This is a genomic window from Bradyrhizobium sp. (assembly GCF_027307225.1).
Classification (GTDB): Bacteria; Pseudomonadota; Alphaproteobacteria; order Rhizobiales; family Xanthobacteraceae; genus Bradyrhizobium.
Map to the genome: position 1 here is coordinate 1 of NZ_DAHUXJ010000001.1, position 19,107 is coordinate 19,107.

The window sequence follows — 19,107 nt, forward strand, 5'->3', positions numbered from 1 at the left end:
ATACTCAAACATCGATTCGATATTGGCGTGACGCTGTCCGGGCCAGGGTTGCGCACGGAGCACGTCCGACAGGAACGCTTCCGAGGCGCGGTCGCCGTGCAGAATGTTATTCTCGCCGCCTTCCTCGAAATTCACCACGAACTGCACGGCGATACGAGCGTCGCCGGGCCAGCGCGGATGGGGCGGATTTCGTCCGTAGCCGCGGAGATCCCTCGGATATCCCGACCCCGCCATTTACATTTCCTCGAAACGGACCTTCTGCGCCCCATGCCACAGCACGGTCTTGCCGAGCGCGGCCAAGTTCTCGAGGCCCGACGTCAACGTGATGAAATGATTGCCCGCGAGCTGGCCCACCTTGCTGGCAAAATGCACCCCGCCATAGGCAAGGAGAATCTCGGTCTCGCTGATCCCGCCGGGATAAAGAATGATCTGGCCGGGCGCCGGATAGCTCGTGTGATTTTCAAAGCCGACGCCAAAATCCAGATCGCCCAGCGGCATCCAGACCCCCTCGCCGCTCCAGCGCACATGGATGAATTGGCTGTCGAACGGCATGGCCCGGCGGAAGGCCGCACAGGTTTTGGGCGCCAACTGCTCTTCAAAGCGGGCGTGAAACGTGAAGTCGCCGGCATGGACAATGAGTTGGCTCATCAAAATACCCGTCATGACATCTCGAGGGGTTGCTAGTGTCCCGGTTCTGACATTCGTATCATGTCGCGGCGGGTTCATTTACGAATGTCAGAACCAAAGGGACACTAGTAAATATATGATTCTAGTGAAGCTTTGACTCTGACGTTCCTTGAAGAGATCGCTGCGAAACTGAAGGAACGTCAGAGTCGCTTCACTAGCCCCATCGATAATCGAATTCGGCGACGTTTGCTACCTCCACAAAGCCCGCCCAGCGATATGCCGCGCCGCGACATCAGGGGCGACCATCGGCCGTGCTGCGATATTTTGTCGTTTTTATCGGTCGATAAACTGGGTTAGCCTGTTCGGCCAATGCCGGTTCCTCCTGCCTTCAAAAGAGAGATGCGGCCATATCGACAGGCATGGCCGCGACAGGTAGGGTCGCGGCCGAAAAAAAGGGTTCGGGAGAGACGCGGTTGTCGGGGAAGTTTGTCTGGAAGCGGGACTATTATGCCGGCGGCCTGATGGTGCTGCTCGGCGTGGGAGCCGCGGTGACGGGCTCTGGCTACAAGTTCGGCAGCCTCGCCAGGATGGGCCCGGGCTTCATGCCCGTCGCACTCGGCATCGTCCTTGCCTTTCTCGGCGTGCTGATCGCCGGCACCGCTCTCGGTTCGTCCGAGCCCGACGACAAGAAGTTCATGCCGGACAATCCGCAATGGTTCGGCTGGTTCTGCCTCCTCGCAGGGCCGGTCCTGTTCATCGTCCTCGGCGAATATGGCGGGATGATTCCGGCAGTGTTTGCCTGCGTGTTCGTTTCCGCCCTTGGCGACAAGACGGGGACGTATAAATCGTCGTTCATTCTGGCCTGTGGCGTCACCGTGTTCGGCGTGTTGCTGTTCCACTACTTCCTGAACATTCCTTTTCCGCTGCTGCGCGGGGTGAATCTGTGATTTCGACCGCGCTTACCGATCTGTGGTCCGGCTTCGGCGTCGCGCTCGAGCCGCACAACCTGATGTATTGCTTCCTCGGGGTGCTGGTCGGCAACCTCGTCGGCGTGCTGCCCGGCATGGGGCCGGTGGCCACGATCTCGATCCTGCTGCCGCTGACCTTCGGCATGCATCCGGTCCCCGCGATCCTGATGCTTTCAGGCGTCTATTACGGTTCCCAGTATGGCGGGGCGATCTGCTCGATCCTGCTCAACCTGCCCTGCCATCCGCCGCACGCGGTAACGTGTCTAGACGGTTTTCCGTTGACCAAGCAGGGCAAGGGAGGAACGGCGCTCGGCATCACCGTCATCGCAGCTTTCGTTGGCGCCTCCTGGGGCATCACGGAAATGATTTTTCTTGCGCCGTTCCTGGTGAAGATGGCGCTCGAGTTCGGTCCTACCGAAGTGTGCTCGCTGATGCTGGTGGGCCTGATCGCGGGCTCGACGCTCGCCAAGGGCTCGCCGCTCAAGGGCATCGCCATGACGGTGTTCGGGCTTCTGCTCGGGATTGTCGGGTCCGACATCGAGACCGGCCAGCCGCGCTTTACGTTCGGCATCACCGAGCTCTTCGATGGCATTGAAATCGTTGCACTGGCGCTCGGCATGTTCGGCATCGCCGAATTCATGAACAGCATCAACAATACCGAAGCCGTCGACATGAAATACGCCAATGTCGGCATTTCCGACATGTTCCCATCGGCGGCCGACCTCAAGAAATCGTTCCCGCCGATGATCCGCGGCACCATTCTCGGCAGCCTCTGCGCCCTGATCCCGGGCACCGGTCCGACCATCGCCTCGTTCGTGTCCTATGCGACCGAAAAGAAGATCTCGAAAACGCCGGAGCGCTTCGGCCACGGCGCCATCGAAGGCGTCGCCTGCCCCGAGGCGTCGACGCACTCCTCGGTGCAGGGTGACTTCATCCCCACCATGAGCCTCGGCATTCCTGGCGATACCGTGATGGCGCTGCTGCTGGGTGCGCTGATCATCCACGGCATCGTGCCGGGCCCGCAGCTCATCAGCCAGCACGCCGATATTTTCTGGGGCCTGATCGCAAGCTTCTGGATCGGCAATATCCTTCTCGTCATTCTCAACGTGCCGATGATCGGCCTGTGGGTGAAGCTGCTCAGCATTCCCTACCGCTACCTCTACCCGAGCGCGATGTTCTTCGTCTGCATCGGCGTCTATGCCGCGGGCAATGACATGTTCCAGGTCGGCGAAACGCTGGTGATCGGCGTTGTCGGCTACATCCTGCTGCGTCTGGATTTCCACCCGGCGCCGATCCTGCTCGGCTTCGTGCTTGGGCCGCGCTTCGAGGAAAATTTCCGCCGCAGCCTTCTCATCTCCCGCGGCGACCTGATGACGTTCATCGAACGCCCGATCAGTGCGTTTTTCCTCTTCATCTGCGTGGTGCTGATCGGCGCCCAGATCTATGTCTGGCTGCGCCCGAAAGCCGCGAAGGACGAAAAGCCGATCGAGGCGCAGATCCCGGCGACGTCCTATTCCGGCTTGGCGGAGTAAGGCGACGCCAGTCCGTCCGTCGAACGGACGACGCATTCGCCGAGTTCGAAAACGCCGATCACGATTTGCAGCAGCAGCACCAGCGGGCCCGAAGGAAGCCGGAGCGGCCAGCGGTTGGTGTTGCGCGGTGTCGACGACCGTGCTTTGGCACGCAGATGTGACAACCGCGTTACCAAACATTTCCGGCCTGGACCGATTCAAGAAAAGTTGCGCGCAAAAGCCAATTGCAGACGCAATGCGGTCGCACCGGCTTCACGCTTCTTCCCTAAGAGAGCGGCGCGAGTGGACCTAGGCCACGATCAATGAGGCAGCATGAACGACGAGAGCGACTTCGATCTCAAACCCGATCAATGGGAAGCATTGAAGGCGCTGCGAGCACCCTTTGCTCGCCCGTCGGCAGCAACCCGCTCCGCACTCGGAGACCTCGTTGCGCTTGGCCTCGTAACCATCAGCGACCGCATTCCCGCCATCACGGAAAAGGGACGCCGGGCGCTGATCCGGGGTTCTTTCCGCCTGCTGGATGGGGCCGCCTGAGGCCGGCATGCCCGACGGCGGCAGCCCGTGTCCTTCCGTCTGTCCCGGTTCTCTCGGGTGGCATGGCCTTGTGGCGCCCCCTGCTCTGATTAAAAATATGTTAAAGGTACATCGTTTGGGCTGACCGCTCGTGCCGTTCTCCGAACCGCGCGGACGGCGAGACGACACCTTGATTGTTGCCCCGCGGTCGCGGTCCGAACCAAAAGTGCAATTCTTTCCGAATGTTAATGCGACAACCACTGGCGGGGACGTTCAAATAAGGTCGCCCGCGGCCCCCTGGAGGCGGTTCCTGCGGCCATTGTGGCAAGCAGCCGCAAGCACCCACACTTCTCATCCGATGGCAGGTTTATGAACCAACCGATCAAGAATCTCCAGGAAGCCCCCACAGTTGGTCCGGCACAGGCCGCCAAGCCGCGGTCCCGCGGCCGGTTTATCCTGACATCCATCCTCATCTTGCTGGTGGTCGGCGGCATCGTCTGGTGGACCGGGCATGGCACGGCACCCAAGACGGACAGCAAAGGCCGCAACTCCGGGCCGATGTCGATCGTCCCGGAAGCCGTCGGCAAGGGCGACATCGGCGTCAACATCAACGCGCTGGGCACCGTGACTTCGCTTGCAACCGTGACGGTTCGCACGCAGATCTCTGGCTACCTGATGAAGATCGATTTTACCGAAGGCAACGAAGTCAAGAAGGGCGATCTGCTCGCGGAAATCGATCCACGACCTTACGAGGCAACGCTGGCGCAGGCCAAGGGGCAACTGGCCCGCGATGAAGCCATGCTCAAGGGCGCCCAAGTCGACCTGACGCGATATCAGGGATTGGCGGCGCAGAACGCCGTCCCGCATCAGACACTCGATACGCAAGTGGCGCTCGTGGCCCAGGATCAAGGCACGGTCGAAGCCGACAAGGCGTCGGTGAAGTCCGCCGAAGTCAACCTCGCCTACACACGGATCGTATCGCCGCTCGACGGCCGCGTCGGTCTGCGTCTCGTCGACCAGGGCAACTACGTGACCCCCGGCGACGCCAACGGCCTTGTCGTCATCACGCAGCTGCAACCGATCAGCGTGCTATTCACGGTCCCTGAAGACAATCTGCAAGCCATCGCCAAACGTACGCAGGCCGGCGCCGTGCTGCCCGTCACCGCCCTCGATCGCACCGGCGTCACTAAGATCGCCGACGGCTCGATGACAAGCTTCGACAGCCAGATCGATCCGACCACCGGCACGATCAAGCTTCGGGCCCTGTTCCCCAACCAGGATCGCCTGCTCTATCCGAACCAGTTCGTGAACATCCGCCTGCTGCTTGATACGCACAAGGACGTCACGACGATCTCGGCCGCGGGCATCGAGCGCGGCGCGCCCGGTACGTTCGTCTATCTCGTCAACGCCGACAGCACCGTATCGGTGCGGCCGGTGAAGCTTGGCGTAACCGACGGCGATCGCGTGGAGATTCTTTCCGGCCTCTCGCCCGGCGAGCGTATCGTCATCGACGGTGCCGACAAGCTTCGGGACGGCGCCAAGATCGTCATCCGCTCGGAGAACAACCCAACCCCGACCAACAACCCGGCCCCGGCCCAGCCCGATAAAGCGAGTGGCGGCAAGCGGCGGCGTTCCGACGGCGGCCAGAAGCAGGACGGCGGACAAAAACAATGAGTCCCTCGCAGCCGTTCATTCTACGGCCGGTCGCAACGACACTCCTGATGATCGCCATCATGCTATCAGGCATGCTGGCGTTTCGCTTCCTGCCGATCGCGGCCCTGCCTGAGGTCGACTATCCGACCATTCAGGTCCAGACCTTCTATCCCGGCGCCAGTCCCGACGTGATGACCTCCTCGGTCACGGCGCCGCTGGAGGTGCAGTTCGGGCAAATGCCGAACCTCAACCAGATGAGCTCGATCAGTTCGGCGGGCTCGTCCGTCATCACGCTGCAGTTCGGATTGACCATCTCCCTGGACGTGGCCGAACAGGAGGTTCAGGCCGCCATCAATGCTGCCGGCAATCTGCTTCCCGCCGACCTTCCCGCGCCGCCGATCTACGCCAAGGTCAACCCGGCCGACGCACCGATCCTCACCCTCGGCCTGACATCGAAGACAATGCAGCTGACGGACGTCGAGGATTTCGTCGACACGCGCCTTGCGCAGAAAATCTCGCAGCTTCCCGGCGTCGGTCTCGTCAGCCTGAGCGGCGGTCAGCGGCCGGCCGTGCGCATTCAAGCCGATATCCGCAAGCTGGCCGCCTACGGCCTCAACATCGACGACCTGCGGACCACGCTTGGCAATGCCAACGTCAATACCCCGAAGGGAAATTTCGACGGCGCGATGCGCGCCTACACCATCAACGCCAACGACCAGATCCGCAACGCAAGCGACTACAAATCGCTGATCATCGCCTACAAGAACGGCTCGCCAGTCCGCCTCAGCGACGTCGGCGACGTCGTCGACGGCGCGCAAAACGACAAGCTCGGCGCGTGGATGAACGAAACGCCGGCGATCATTATGAATATCCAGCGCCAGCCGGGCGCCAACGTCATCGCGGTGGTCGAGGGTATCAAGGCGCTGCTTCCGCAATTGCAGGCGTCGCTCCCGGCTGCCATCGACCTCAACATCCTGACCGACCGCACCACGACTATCCGCGCTTCCGTCCAGGACGTGGAGTTCGAACTGACACTCGCTGTCATCCTCGTGGTGTTGGTGATTTTCGTTTTCCTGCGTAACGCCCGCGCAACCCTGATCCCGAGCCTGTCAGTGCCGTTGTCGCTGGTCGGCACGTTAGGGGCCATGTACCTGTTTGGTTTCAGCCTCAATAACCTGTCGCTGATGGCGCTGACGATTGCCACCGGCTTTGTGGTCGACGACGCCATCGTCGTGATCGAGAACATCTCCCGCTATCTCGAGGAAGGCGACAGTCCCCTACAGGCCGCGCTGAAGGGTTCCGAGCAGATCGGCTTTACCATCATCTCGCTCACGGTATCGCTGATCGCGGTGCTGATCCCGTTGTTGTTCATGGGCGATGTGGTCGGCCGCCTGTTCCGCGAATTCGCCATCACACTCTCTGTCACGATTCTCATCTCGGCGGTGGTCTCGCTGACGCTGGTGCCGATGGCCTGCGCCAAGCTGCTCAAGCCGGAATCGCACGATCAGGAAAACGCCTTCCAGCGCTACAGCCGCGAGGGCTTCGACCGGATCATCGAGATGTATGGCCACGCACTCACCTGGGTGCTCGACCACCAGCCGCTTACCCTGCTCGTCGCGCTCGGCACCTTCGCGTTGACCGGGTGGCTCTACGTCGCAATCCCGAAAGGTTTTTTCCCGCTTCAGGACACCGGCGTGATTCAGGCGATTTCCGAAGCGCCGCAGTCGGTGTCGTACGCGGCGATGGCCGAACGGCAGCAGCAGCTCGCCTCGATCATCCTGAAGGATCCCGATGTCGTCAGTCTTTCGTCCTTTATCGGCGTGGATGGAACCAACACCACGCTCAATAGCGGACGTCTTCTGATCAATCTCAAGCCTTATGACGAGCGCAAATCCGACATCTCGACCATCATGCGGCGGATCCAGAGCAACATCGCTCCGCTGACCGGCATCACATTATATATGCAGCCAGTGCAGGATCTGACGATCGAGGGCACGGTCAGCAAGACGCAATACCAATTCATCTTGCAGGACGCCGACCCGGCGCAGCTGTCGGAATGGACTCCCAAGCTCGTCGACAAGCTGAGGACGCTGCCGGAGCTTGGCGATGTTGCGAGCAACATTTCCGATCGGGGCCTGTCGGTCTATGTCGAGATCGATCGCGACCAGGCGGCGCGCTTCGGCATTACGCCGGCAACGGTCGACAACGCGCTCTACGACTCCTACGGCCAGCGCATCGTTTCGACGATCTTCACCAACTCCAACCAATACCGCGTCATCCTCGAGGCCGACCCGCATCTGCAAACATCCCTGCAATCGCTGTCGGACATCTATCTGCCCTCTTCGGTCAGCTCGACACCGGTGCCGCTTGCGACACTGGCGAAATTCCGGCAGGAAACCGCGCCGCTCCAGGTATCGCATCTCGGACAGTTTCCGGCTGCAACGGTCTCGTTCAACCTGGCCAAGGGCGCTTCGCTCGGCGAGGCGGTGAACGCGATCAAGCAGGCAGAGCGCGATATCGCGATGCCGGCCAGCGTGATCACGAGCTTCCAGGGCGCAGCGCTGGCGTTTCAATCGTCGCTTTCCAATCAGCTTTTCCTGATTCTGGCGGCGATCGTCACCGTCTACATCGTGCTCGGCGTTCTCTATGAGAGCTTCATCCATCCGGTCACGATTCTCTCCACGCTGCCGTCGGCCGGCATCGGCGCGCTGCTGGCTCTGATGATCGCCGGAGACGACCTCACCATCGTTGCCATCATCGGCATCATCCTTCTGATCGGCATCGTGAAGAAGAACGCGATCATGATGATCGACTTCGCACTTGAAGCCGAACGTAACGAAGGAAAGTCGCCGCGCGACGCGATCTATCAGGCCTGCCTTTTGCGCTTCCGTCCGATCTTGATGACGACGATGGCCGCCGTCCTCGGCGCGTTGCCCTTGATGCTCGGTACCGGCGCCGGTTCCGAACTGCGTCATCCGCTCGGTATCTCCATCGTCGGCGGTCTTCTGGTCAGTCAAATGCTGACGCTGTTCACGACGCCGGTGATCTATCTCTGGTTCGACCGCCTGGCGATCCGCTTCTCCGGACGTTCGGGCGAAGCTGCCCAGCCGGCGGAATGAGGGCTCGTCATGGGGCCCTCAACACCGTTCATTCGACGACCGATTGGAACGACGCTGCTTACCTTCGGCCTTGCGGCGGCCGGCGTGGTGGCTTTCTTCAAATTGCCGGTCTCGCCGCTGCCGCAGGTCGATTTCCCCACCATTTCCGTTCGGGCAACGCTGCCGGGCGGCAGCCCGCAGGACGTGGCAACGACGGTCGCAAGCCCGCTGGAGCGTCATCTCGGGCAGATTGCCGACGTCACCGAAATGACCTCGTCGAGCACGGTGGGCTCGGTCCGCATCACCCTTCAGTTTGGCCTCAATCGCGACATCAATGGCGCCGCACGCGACGTGCAGGCTGCGATCAATGCCGCCCGTGCCGACCTGCCGACCAACCTGCGGTCAAACCCGACCTATAAAAAATCCAATCCGGCCGATGCGCCGATCCTGATCCTCGCCCTGACGTCGGATACCCAGACCCGCGGCGACCTCTATGACGCCGCGTCAACCGTACTGGCGCAGAAATTGTCGCAGGTCGACGGCATTGGCGAGGTGGTTGTCGGCGGCAGTTCGCTGCCGGCGGTTCGCGCCGAGCTCATTCCGCAGGCGCTCTACAAATATGGCGTCGGCCTCGAAGATGTGCGGGCCGCGCTTTCCAGCGCCAACGCACATAGTCCGAAAGGCGGCATCGACGTCGGCGACCAGCGCTACCAGGTCTATGCCAACGACCGGGCCACCAAAGCCGACGACTACAAAGGCCTGATCGTCGCCTATCGTAAAGGCGCCCCGGTTCGTCTCTCGGACGTGGGTGAAGTCACCGACTCGGTCGAAAATTTGCGTAATGCCGGACTTGCCAACGGCAAACCTGCGGTCCTGATCATTCTCTACCGGGCGCCGGGCGCCAATATCATCAGCACCGTCGACCTGGTGAAGTCGCTGCTGCCCCAGCTCAGGGCCACGGTTTCTCCGGCCATCGACCTTGGGATTGCCCTCGATCGTTCGATCACGATTCGCACCTCGTTACATGATGTCGAACGCACACTCGTCCTTGCGGTGCTGCTCGTGATCCTCGTGGTATTCGCGTTCTTGCGCAGCCTTCGCGCCACGCTGATCCCGGTCGTGGCAGTCTCGGTGTCCCTGATCGCGACCTTCGCTGCCATGTATTTGCTCGGCTACAGCCTCGACAATCTTTCGCTGATGGCGCTCACGGTGGCAACCGGCTTCGTCGTCGACGATGCCATCGTCGTGCTCGAAAATATCACCCGTCACATCGAAGAAGGCATGAGCCCGATGGAGGCCGCGCTGAAGGGCGCCGGCGAGGTCGGATTTACCGTGCTCTCGATGAGCATCTCGCTCATCGCCGTCTTCATTCCGATCCTCATGATGGGCGGCATCATTGGCCGGCTATTCCGCGAATTCGCGGTGGTGATCTCGATCTCGATCATGATTTCGCTGGTAATCTCGCTGGCGACAACGCCGATGATGTGTGCGGTTCTGCTGCGTCACGAAACCGGCGAGCATGGGCGGCTTTATCGTCTCACCGAACGCGTTTTCGATGCCATGCTGGGCTTTTACCGCAGGACTTTGACCGCGGCGCTGCGCCATCCGCTGAGCATCATGCTGGTTTTCTTCACAACGATCGGACTCACCGGTTATCTTTACTACGTCATTCCCAAGGGCTTCTTCCCGCAGCAGGACACCGGCCGGCTGGTCGGCTCGATCCAGGCCGATCAAAGTATTTCCTTCCAGTTGATGCAGAAGAAACTGACGCGGTTCATCACCATTATCAAAAGCGACGCTGCCGTCGAAACCGCCGTTGGCTTTACCGGCGGCGGCCCGACCAATTCCGGTTTCGTTTTCGTCTCGCTGAAACCGCTCAGTGAGCGCAAGATTTCGGCAGACGGCGTTATTGGCCGGCTGCGGAAGGAAATGGCGGTGATACCGGGCGCCACTCTCTTCCTGCAAGCGGTGCAGGATATTCGCATCGGCGGCCGCGCCAGCAGCGCGCAATATCAGTTTACCCTGCAGGGGCTGACATTCGAGGAGCTCAACGAGTGGACGCCGAAAATCGCGGCCGCACTGCAAGGCGACCACAACCTGACCGACGTCAATAGCGATCAGCAGAACAAGGGGCTTGAATCCAATCTGGTGATCGATCGCGATGCGGCGGCGCAACTCGGTATCACCGTCAGCCAGGTCGACAACACCCTTTACGACGCGTTCGGCCAGCGGCAGGTGTCGACCATCTATGTCGCCCGCAACCAGTACCACGTGATCATGGAAGTCGCGCCACAGTACTGGCAAAATCCGGAAACGCTGAAGGACGTCTGGATCTCTACCTCGGGCGCTTCGGTCGGTGGATCGCAATCGACCAATGCGGTTGCCGGAACCGTTGCCGCCAGCACCAACGCTGCGAACTCCACCACCTCGGCCAACACGCAGGCGGCCCGAAACCTCGCCAACAATTCGATCGGCACCACCGGCAGGGGTGTGGCCTCGACCGGTTCGGCGGTCTCAACCGGCGCCGAGACCATGATTCCGCTGTCGGCAGTCGCGCATTTCGTTCAAGGCGCGACGCCGCTCGCTGTGAACCATCAGGGCCTTCTGGTCGCCAACACCATTTCCTTCAACCTGCCGCCGGGCGGCTCGCTCAGTTCGGCCGTCACCTCGATCGATGCGGCCATGAACCGGATCGGCGTGCCCGCTACCATCCGCGGTACCTTCCAGGGTACGGCAAAGGCCTTTCAGGATTCGCTGAAAAACCAGCCATATCTGGTCATGGCCGCGCTGGTCACGATCTACATCGTCCTTGGCGTGCTCTATGAGAGCTATGTCCATCCGCTGACCATTCTTTCGACGCTGCCGTCGGCGGGCGTCGGTGCCCTGCTCGCCTTGATGGCCTTCAAGACCGAATTCAGCATCATGGCCTTCATTGGCGTCATCCTGTTGATCGGAATTGTGAAGAAGAATGCGATCATGATGATCGATTTTGCGCTCGAGACTGAGCGCAGCCGCGGCTTGAGTTCGGTTGACGCGATTTATGAAGCATGCCTGCTGCGCTTCCGGCCGATCATGATGACGACGATGGCCGCGCTGCTGGGCGCCCTGCCGCTGGCCATTGGTTTCGGCGAGGGTGGCGAGTTGCGGCGGCCGCTCGGCATCGCAATTGTCGGGGGACTGATCCTGAGTCAGGCCCTGACGCTCTATTCAACGCCGGTAATCTACCTTTATATGGACCGATTCCGGCTTTGGAGCCAACGTCTCAGGGGTGGGGACGCACCGCTCGCGCCCGAGACCAGGCTGCAACCCGGCGAGTAGGTGTTGGCATTCCGATGATCGGCAACGTATCACGACGGCCCTCGCTAGCGCCCACTTTCCGAAGTTCGTGCACCACCTCAGCGCGCACCTTTCGCGAACTTCGGAAAGTTATGGGCACTAGCAAACCTAGGACTCTAGTGCCGCTTTTCCATTTGAAGTTCCTGGACGGAATTTGCCGCTTGTGGTGCAGGAACTTCAAATGGACGGCACCAGGCCGCAACAAGGCGGCGCTTGCTATTTCCGCCTTGCTGGTGGGCCCTGCCCTGTCCGGCTGTATCCTTGGAAGCGAACGGCCCGATCTCAACCTCGATGTGCCGGCGGCCTATCGCGATGGCGGCCATACGGCACCCGACGCCCATGTTCCGGCGGTCGACTGGTGGCGCGGCTTCAAGTCCAGCGAGCTGACCTCGTTGATGGACGCGGCGCAGCTCTACAATCTCGATATTGCGGTAGCCATTGCGCAGATCGCTCAGGCCGACGCACAGGTCGGAATCAACGGTGCGCCGCTGTTGCCGTCGTTGACGGGAACTGGAAGCGCTGAACAGATTCGCAGTGCGAGCGGCGCCAGCCAGGGCGCGAACGGCTTCTCGCAATCGGCAACCTTCCCGCAATATAGCCTCGGGCTCACGGCGAGCTACATGCTCGATTTCTGGGGCAAGAACCGCGCCACCCTCCATGCTGCCGAAGAAAGCGCGACTGCATCGCGCTACAACCGCGATGTCGTCACACTCACCGCCATCGTCACGGTCGCCAATACCTATTTCCAGGTTCTCGCCGCGCAGGACGAACTGCGCGTCGCGCGGCGTAACCTCGCCGCCGCCGAACGTATTCTCACGCTGATCAGGCAGCAATTCGCGGGTGGCACGGCGTCGCAGCTCGACTTGTCGCAGCAGGAAACGCAGGTCGCGACCGAACGCGCCGCGATCCCGCCGCTCGAGATCACGCTGCGTCAGAATATCGCCGCGCTCGCCGTGCTGGTCGGCCGCGCGCCGGCGAATTTCACGGTGAAGGGCGGGACGATGACGCAGATCGCGGTCCCGCGGGTGACGCCGGGCCTGCCGTCGGAGTTGCTCAACCAGCGGCCCGACATCCGTCAGGCCGAAGCGCAGCTGGCGTCGTCGAACTTCAGCGTGGAGTCGGCGCGGGCCGCCTTCTTTCCGCAAATCCAGCTGACCGCGCAAACCGGCGTACAGAGCGCGGCGCTGGCCTCGCTGTTTGGGCCTGGCGCCTGGTTTTACACGCTATCGGCCGGGCTGACGCAGCCACTGTTCGATGGCTTCCTGCTGGAGAGCCAGTTGAAACAGGCCAAGGGCGTGCAACTGCAAGACTTGCAGGCCTACCGCAAGGTCGTGCTGTCGGCCTTCTCCGACGTCGAGAAGGCGCTGGTCGCCCTGCAGCAATCGACCTTGCAGGAGCGCCTCGAGGTTGAGGCAGTTGCCTCGGCCCGCAAGGCGTTCGAAGTGTCCGAGACCCAGCTGCGCGCCGGCACGGTCAACCTCATCACTGTGCTGCAAACCCAGCAAACCCTGCTCACCAATGAAAACGCGCTGGCGCAGGCCCGGCTGAACAAGCTTTTGGCCGCCAGCAGCCTGTTCCAGGCGCTTGGCGGCGGCTGGACGCCGGCCGGGCAGTTGTCTTCGCTGCAACCGCAGGATGGCGTGGCGCCGGCGGCGCATTGAATCGATGTCGAGCTGCCGCATCGCAACAGGCGCGGCAGCGGGTTTTGCTAGCTAAAATCTTCATAAATTATAGGTATTTAGTCGCCGTTGTAATCACCGGCCGGTTCGCTATATTTCATGCTTCGGCTAACGCCGTATTGTAGCTTTCATGGTCGGTGACGAGGCCCGTCTGTTCAGGCGGGCCGTCGCCATTTGAGGCTATAGTTTGGAGCCGAGAAGCTTAGGCGAATCATGTCTGAAGGATAGACGGCGATGGCCCCTTCCAACCGAGTTGACCATATCCGGATCACCTCGCATCCGGCGCCGGGAGGCAAGCTCAATTTCCCGATCCAGTGGGGTGCGGCCAGCGCGCGTGAACGCGGTCCGATCATCGGCACGGTATCCCGCCCGCACGACCGCAACGTCATCGGCTCCCACGGCGGCTCCTATTCGGTCTATCGCGCGCTCGCGGTCTCCTCCGGCGCGCTCGACCCGATCCGGCGCCCCGATCTCACCAACACGCACCCGGCCGCGACCATCGGTCCCTTCCCGCAATGGAGCGACCCGCAGCGCATCGTCTCGCTCGATCCCTGGGGTCATCTGGTGGCGGAAAACTTCGCCGCGGAAATCGCCGAAGGCATCGATGTCAGGCCGAGCATCGCGATCACCCGTGCCCGCCTCGATCTCCCGGAGCTCAAGGCCGCAATCGACGCCGGGCGGCTGAAGCACGACGGCGAATTCGTTCACAAGAACGGCAGCGTTTCCGTGGTCAAGATCGCGATCGACCCTGTTTGGTATCTACCGGGTCTGGCGCAGCGGTTTGCGACCACCGAAAACAATTTGCGCCGGCAACTGTTCGAACAGACCGCAGGCATGTTTCCGGAGCTGGTGACACGGCCGGACTTGCAGGTGTTCCTGCCGCCGATCGGCGGCATGACCGCCTATCTGTTCGGCGACGTCACCAAATTGCCGGACCACCGTACCAAGATCACTTGCCGCGTGCACGACGAGTGCAATGGCTCGGACGTGTTCGGCTCGGACATCTGCACCTGCCGCCCCTATCTGTTGCACGGCATCGAGGAGTGTGCGCGTGCCGGCCAGGAAGGCGGGCTTGGCATCATCGTTTACAATCGCAAGGAAGGCCGCGCGCTCGGCGAGGTCACGAAATTCCTGGTCTACAACGCGCGCAAGCGTCAGGAGGGCGGCGACGCGGCCGCGCAATATTTCGAGCGCACCGAGTGCGTGGCCGGCGTGCAGGATGCACGCTTTCAGCAATTGATGCCGGACGTCATCCATTGGCTCGGCCTCAAGCGCATCGACCGTTTCGTTTCCATGAGCGACATGAAACACGATGCGCTGACCGGCCAGGGCATCGAGATCGTCGAACGCGTTCCGATCCCGGACGAACTGGTCCCGCCGGATGCGCATGTCGAGATCGCGGCGAAAAAGGCCGCCGGCTATTACAGCGCCGAGCCGGCGCCGCCGGACGAACTCCTCAACTCGGTCGGCCGCCCGCTTGAAAAATACTGAAGCAAGGACGGCCGTATCGCCGGCAGGCTCCGATGCGTCGGCTGCGCTGACGCTGCTGAGCGCCGCGGCGGTGCGCGAGCGTGCGCATCGGATGCTGGCGCTGGCACTGGACGACAAGCTTCCAAACTTCCGTATCCATCCGGACAAAATGGATGGCGTCATTGATCTCGTGCTACAAACCACGCGCGAGACCTATCCTGCGTTGGACGTGCCGTTTCATTCGCGCTGGCGGCATTTTGTCTTGAACGGCGAGGATCGCTGGGTTGCTGCCGCGAACCAGGTTCGATGGCCCAATTCGGCAGGCCGTGCTCGCTCGGAATTTGACCTCGCGATGGTGAGTGTCTTCCTCGACGCCGGCGCGGGTCCCACCTGGCGCTATCGCGATCCCAAAAGCCGCCTCGCCATCGGCCGGTCGGAAGGCCTTGGACTGGCGAGCCAGGCCATGTTCGAAGCCGGAACCTTCTCGGCCAGTGCGCGCGATCCGCTGCGCGCCGACGGCGCTGCTCTCGCCAAGCTTTCGGTGACCGATGTCGCAGGCGGCTTGCAGGCTTCCGACATCAATCCGCTTGTCGGACTTGAAGGCCGCGTCGAACTCCTGCGCAATTTGGGTAAGCTCGTCGCGTCAAGACCAGACATTTTTGGTCGCCACGACACGCCACGACCCGGCGGACTGTTCGATCATCTGGCGGCACGCGCCGAAAACGGCCGCCTTCCCGCTCCCGTCATCCTCTCCGAACTGTTGCAGCAACTTGGACCGATCTGGCCGTCGCGGCTGTCACTTGGCGGCATCACGCTTGGCGATTGCTGGAAACATCCGGTACTGACCACGGACGACGCGACGAATGGCTTGGTACCGTTGCACAAACTCTCGCAATGGCTCGCCTACTCCCTGATCGAGCCTCTGCAAACGGCCGGCGTCGAGGTCACCGATATCGACGGCTTGACCGGACTCGCGGAATACCGCAACGGCGGGCTCTTTATCGATTCCGGCGTGCTGGCGTTTCGTGATTCCGATGATGCGCCGCGCGAGCATGAGGTCGCCTCGCCGCTGGTCGTCGAATGGCGCGCCTTGACGGTAGCGCTGCTCGATCGCCTCGCCGACGGTATGAGAAAGCAGCTCGGGCTTGATGCCGTATCGCTGCCGCTCGCCAAGATCCTGCAGGGCGGTTCGTGGGCCGCGGGTCGAAAGCTGGCACGCGAGCGCAGAAGCGACGCATCGCCGCCGGTCAAGGTCATCAGCGACGGCACTGTATTTTAGAGAGGACACAATATGGAAGGCGTTACCATCGTCAGCCATCCGCTGGTGCAGCACAAGCTGACGCTGCTGCGCGAAAAGGAGGCCTCGACCAAATCATTCCGCGAGCTTCTCAAGGAAATCGGGATGCTCCTGTGCTACGAGGTCACCCGCGATCTGCCGCTCGCCAATGTCGATATCGAAACGCCGCTCGCCCATATGAAGTCGCCGCAGATCGCCGGCAAGAAGCTGGTCTTTGCGCCGGTGCTCCGTGCCGGAATGACATTCGCCGAAGGCATGCTCGATCTGGTGCCGAGCGCGCGGGTCGCCCATATCGGGCTCTACCGCGAGCCGGAGACATTTGTCGCCGTCGAGTATTACTTCAAGGCGCCGGTCGACCTGCCCGAGCGCCAGGTCATCGTGATCTCGCCGGTGCTCGCAACCGCCAACACGGCTGTGGCTGCCGTCGACCGCCTGAAGGAACGCGGCGCCAACGATATTCGCCTGGTGTGTTTGATTGCAGCGCCGGAAGGCATTGAGCGGATGCGCGGCATTCATCCCGATGTGCCGATCTGGCTCGCCGCCATCGACGAGGGGCTGGATGAACAGGGCTTCATCCTGCCCGGCCTGGGTGACGCCGGCGACCGCGCCTACGGCACCAAATAGCGGTCTCTTGTTTTGACGCGTTTTCTTCACACGAACCGGTGGCCACTTCGCTTGAAAACGCTATGGCTCTCAGGTACCCACGCGCAGTGCCGCACGCTGCTTTCGAAGTAGCGCGATGACAGATTGCGCGGTGATGCGTCCCGTCTTCGGATTTTCGGAGGGAATGCCCTCGATCGACATCGAGAAACGCGCCGCGTCGGAATCGACCTCGATCCGGTGCGTGTTGCGCGTCAGTGCCGGGTCGGCCCAGATCTCGAGCCGGGTCCGGTCCGGGCCGATGCCCGCAAGCGACAGCGCCACCGCGACGTTCAGGTTGGCCGGAAAACCTTTCGCAGCCTCCCGCGCCGTGCCTTCGAAGATTTTCAGCGGCTCCCTGATCGATTCAATGTCGATATTGTTCTCGACCAGAAACGGCGCACCGACGAGACCCCGAACCGGCTTGCGGGTCACCATTCGCACCGAATGAATGTCGCCGACGGCGGCCGCCGTCACCGCATCAAGGCCGATCAACGCCCCCGTCGGTACCACGAGCTGCCCGCCGTTTTTCCTGGCCACATCGATCAGGTCTTCATTTTCCAGCAGGGCACCGGCACTGAGCACGATCGCGGTCTTTCCCTTCGCCACGAAGGGCGCCACGATCGATCGCAGAAGCTTTGCGGGCGCGCATTCGATCGCGATGTCCGCGACGTCAGATAGCTGCTCGATCGGCAAGACCGCCGGCTTCGTCGTCAAGCCGCCGAGCCAGTTGTGGTGCTTGTCGGGATTCTGCGCCGACACCGCTGTCAACGCGAGACCGTCGATCCCCTGATCGAGCGCCTCGGCGACTTTTTTCCCGATCGCTCCCAATCCCGCAATCGCGACCCGGAGCTTGCCGTGAGAGCTTTTCGACGAAGTTGCCATTGGCTGGCTTCTCCTTTTTTGTGGGCGCTCGCCCAGAAGCGGCCTTGCCTCGCAAATCGGCGCCGTCGGAGCCACCCCGTTTCCGGCAACAGCCATAGCCGGTTGGGCCGCCGCCCTCAAGTCGATCACCGAACCGCCTCAAAGCAGTCGAATAAATTTCGCTCCCGCTTTTAGTGAACGTGGCGATGAAGCTCGACGCGCCGCCGTGTGAATGACTTGCGTCCTCGTTTGAAACCCCATAGCGGCTGCGCCAGAGTTGCGACCGCATCCGTCGGATTGTTCGCATCAATACAGACGAGATCGGCCGGCGCACTGACCTTGAAGCCGTAATTATCCAGCCGTAGCAGCCGCGCCGCTGAGCTTGTGACCATGTCGAGGCAGCCGGCGAGGTCTGCCGGACGGGAGACGTGGCAGACATTGGCATAAAGGTTTGCCATCCGGATCAGCGATCCGTCGCCATAGGGCGTGAATGGATTGAGTACGTTGTTGGTCGAAATCGAACAGGTGACGCCCGCTTTTCGCAGCGGCTCGGCCGGCACGACGCCACGCGGCACTGCGTGATCGTGGCTGCGTCCCATCAGATGCAGGTCGGTCGAAGGCAGGATCGTCACGGCAACGCCGGCATTGGCCAATCGCGCCGCGATTTCGTTGAAGCGCGCCGGCGGCAGCAGTGACATCTGCGTGACGTGGCCAACCGCCACGCGTCCACCGCGGCCGAACTCCTCGGTCTTGCGGCAAACATATTCGACCTGCATGTTCTGCGTGGTCTCGGCGAGATCGAGATGCATGTCGATCTCGGCGTCGAATTCGCGCGCGATTTCAAAGATGCGATCAATCTGCTTGCGCGGATCGGTGTCGAAATACGGCACCGCCCCGATGGTGCGCGCGCCGCGCCGCAAGCCCTCGATCAGCAATTCTTCCGTGCCGGGATAGTTGGTCATGCCTTCTTGCGGAAACACGCATATTTCCACGTCGATCGCCCAGGCATAGTCACGCACGAGTTGCTCGACCGCCTCAAGCCCGACCAACCCGATACCGGGATCGAGTTCGACGTGGGTGCGCATCCGCATCGTGCCGTGCGAGATGCAGCGCTCCAGCGTTTTCTTTCCGCGCGCATAGGTATCTTCGACGGTAAAGCTGCGCTTTGCCGCGGCGGTTTCGCGAACGGCCTCGGAAACGGTGCCTTCTTCAATGTGGCAACGATCGAGGATGCAGGTCTTGTCGAGATGAATATGCGTTTCGATCAGACCGGGAACGACGAGACAGCCTTCGGCCCTCAGCTCGGGCCCCTCGGCCGCCAATGCAGGCGCGACAGCCGCGATCGTCTCGCCTTGCACAGCGATATCGACGTTAACGAGTTCGCCATCTCGCAGGATGCGCGCATCCCGGACAATCAGATCCATTCATCAC

Annotated in this window: 14 protein-coding genes and 1 pseudogene; 10 read left to right on the top strand and 5 right to left on the bottom strand. The window is 61.8% G+C overall.

Features of this window, described 5'->3' with window-relative positions:
* Positions 1 to 234: pseudogene (locus tag M6D32_RS00005) on the bottom strand (allantoinase); the annotation flags it as partial.
* Positions 235 to 648 carry a DUF3830 family protein gene (locus M6D32_RS00010; RefSeq protein ID WP_298252088.1) on the bottom strand — a complete coding sequence of 138 codons (414 nt, stop codon included), beginning with the start codon at positions 646 to 648 and terminating at the stop codon, positions 235 to 237.
* Between the two features lie 452 nt (positions 649 to 1,100).
* On the opposite strand from M6D32_RS00010, the gene M6D32_RS00015 reads away from it, so the two are divergent.
* Both M6D32_RS00015 and M6D32_RS00020 read left to right on the top strand, forming a co-directional pair.
* Entirely contained in the window at positions 1,101 to 1,574 is a 474-nt protein-coding gene (locus M6D32_RS00015; protein ID WP_298252090.1) for a tripartite tricarboxylate transporter TctB family protein, read from the top strand.
* Entirely contained in the window at positions 1,571 to 3,127 is a 1,557-nt protein-coding gene (locus M6D32_RS00020) for a tripartite tricarboxylate transporter permease (protein ID WP_298252092.1), read from the top strand. Before M6D32_RS00015 ends, M6D32_RS00020 begins: the two co-directional genes overlap by 4 nt.
* Here the strand turns inward: M6D32_RS00020 and M6D32_RS00025 are convergent.
* The gene (locus tag M6D32_RS00025; RefSeq protein ID WP_298252094.1) at positions 3,106 to 3,291 is read right to left on the bottom strand and encodes a hypothetical protein; all 186 of its coding nucleotides are present in this window, start codon (positions 3,289 to 3,291) and stop codon (positions 3,106 to 3,108) included. The two genes, M6D32_RS00020 and M6D32_RS00025, sit on opposite strands and share 22 nt — an antisense overlap.
* A 148-nt stretch (positions 3,292 to 3,439) precedes the next feature.
* Between M6D32_RS00025 and M6D32_RS00030 the strand changes: the two genes are divergently transcribed.
* The 8 genes from M6D32_RS00030 to upp all read left to right on the top strand — a co-directional run bounded on the left by M6D32_RS00030 (position 3,440) and on the right by upp (position 16,797).
* Positions 3,440 to 3,661, top strand: coding sequence for a hypothetical protein (locus tag M6D32_RS00030; RefSeq protein WP_298252096.1), 222 nt, complete (start codon positions 3,440 to 3,442; stop codon positions 3,659 to 3,661).
* A gap of 348 nt (positions 3,662 to 4,009) precedes the next feature.
* Positions 4,010 to 5,314: an MdtA/MuxA family multidrug efflux RND transporter periplasmic adaptor subunit gene (locus M6D32_RS00035; RefSeq protein ID WP_298252098.1), complete on the top strand. Its 1,305-nt coding sequence runs from the start codon at positions 4,010 to 4,012 to the stop codon at positions 5,312 to 5,314.
* Positions 5,311 to 8,412 (top strand): MdtB/MuxB family multidrug efflux RND transporter permease subunit, encoded by a 3,102-nt coding sequence (locus M6D32_RS00040; protein WP_298252100.1) that lies wholly within the window; start codon positions 5,311 to 5,313, stop codon positions 8,410 to 8,412. The genes M6D32_RS00035 and M6D32_RS00040 overlap by 4 nt, the downstream gene beginning before the upstream one ends.
* Positions 8,413 to 8,421: 9 nt before the next feature.
* Complete coding sequence (locus M6D32_RS00045; protein ID WP_298252102.1) at positions 8,422 to 11,709, top strand: efflux RND transporter permease subunit; 3,288 nt, start codon at positions 8,422 to 8,424, stop codon at positions 11,707 to 11,709.
* A 179-nt stretch (positions 11,710 to 11,888) separates the two neighbouring features.
* Positions 11,889 to 13,388: an efflux transporter outer membrane subunit gene (locus M6D32_RS00050; RefSeq protein WP_298252104.1), complete on the top strand. Its 1,500-nt coding sequence runs from the start codon at positions 11,889 to 11,891 to the stop codon at positions 13,386 to 13,388.
* A gap of 252 nt (positions 13,389 to 13,640) precedes the next feature.
* Positions 13,641 to 14,897 (top strand): GTP cyclohydrolase II, encoded by a 1,257-nt coding sequence (locus M6D32_RS00055; protein ID WP_298252106.1) that lies wholly within the window; start codon positions 13,641 to 13,643, stop codon positions 14,895 to 14,897.
* Positions 14,898 to 14,943: 46 nt separating this feature from the next.
* On the top strand, positions 14,944 to 16,155 hold the full coding sequence (locus tag M6D32_RS00060) for a URC4/urg3 family protein (protein WP_298252157.1): 1,212 nt from the start codon (positions 14,944 to 14,946) through the stop codon (positions 16,153 to 16,155).
* A 12-nt stretch (positions 16,156 to 16,167) separates the two neighbouring features.
* Positions 16,168 to 16,797: a uracil phosphoribosyltransferase gene (gene upp, locus M6D32_RS00065; protein WP_298252108.1), complete on the top strand. Its 630-nt coding sequence runs from the start codon at positions 16,168 to 16,170 to the stop codon at positions 16,795 to 16,797.
* Between the two features lie 69 nt (positions 16,798 to 16,866).
* Here upp and M6D32_RS00070 read toward each other — a convergent pair whose 3' ends face one another.
* Both M6D32_RS00070 and M6D32_RS00075 read right to left on the bottom strand, forming a co-directional pair.
* Positions 16,867 to 17,697 carry an aspartate dehydrogenase gene (locus tag M6D32_RS00070; protein WP_298252110.1) on the bottom strand — a complete coding sequence of 277 codons (831 nt, stop codon included), beginning with the start codon at positions 17,695 to 17,697 and terminating at the stop codon, positions 16,867 to 16,869.
* Between the two features lie 170 nt (positions 17,698 to 17,867).
* Positions 17,868 to 19,100: an amidohydrolase family protein gene (locus tag M6D32_RS00075; RefSeq protein ID WP_298252112.1), complete on the bottom strand. Its 1,233-nt coding sequence runs from the start codon at positions 19,098 to 19,100 to the stop codon at positions 17,868 to 17,870.
* Positions 19,101 to 19,107 lie beyond the last annotated feature (7 nt).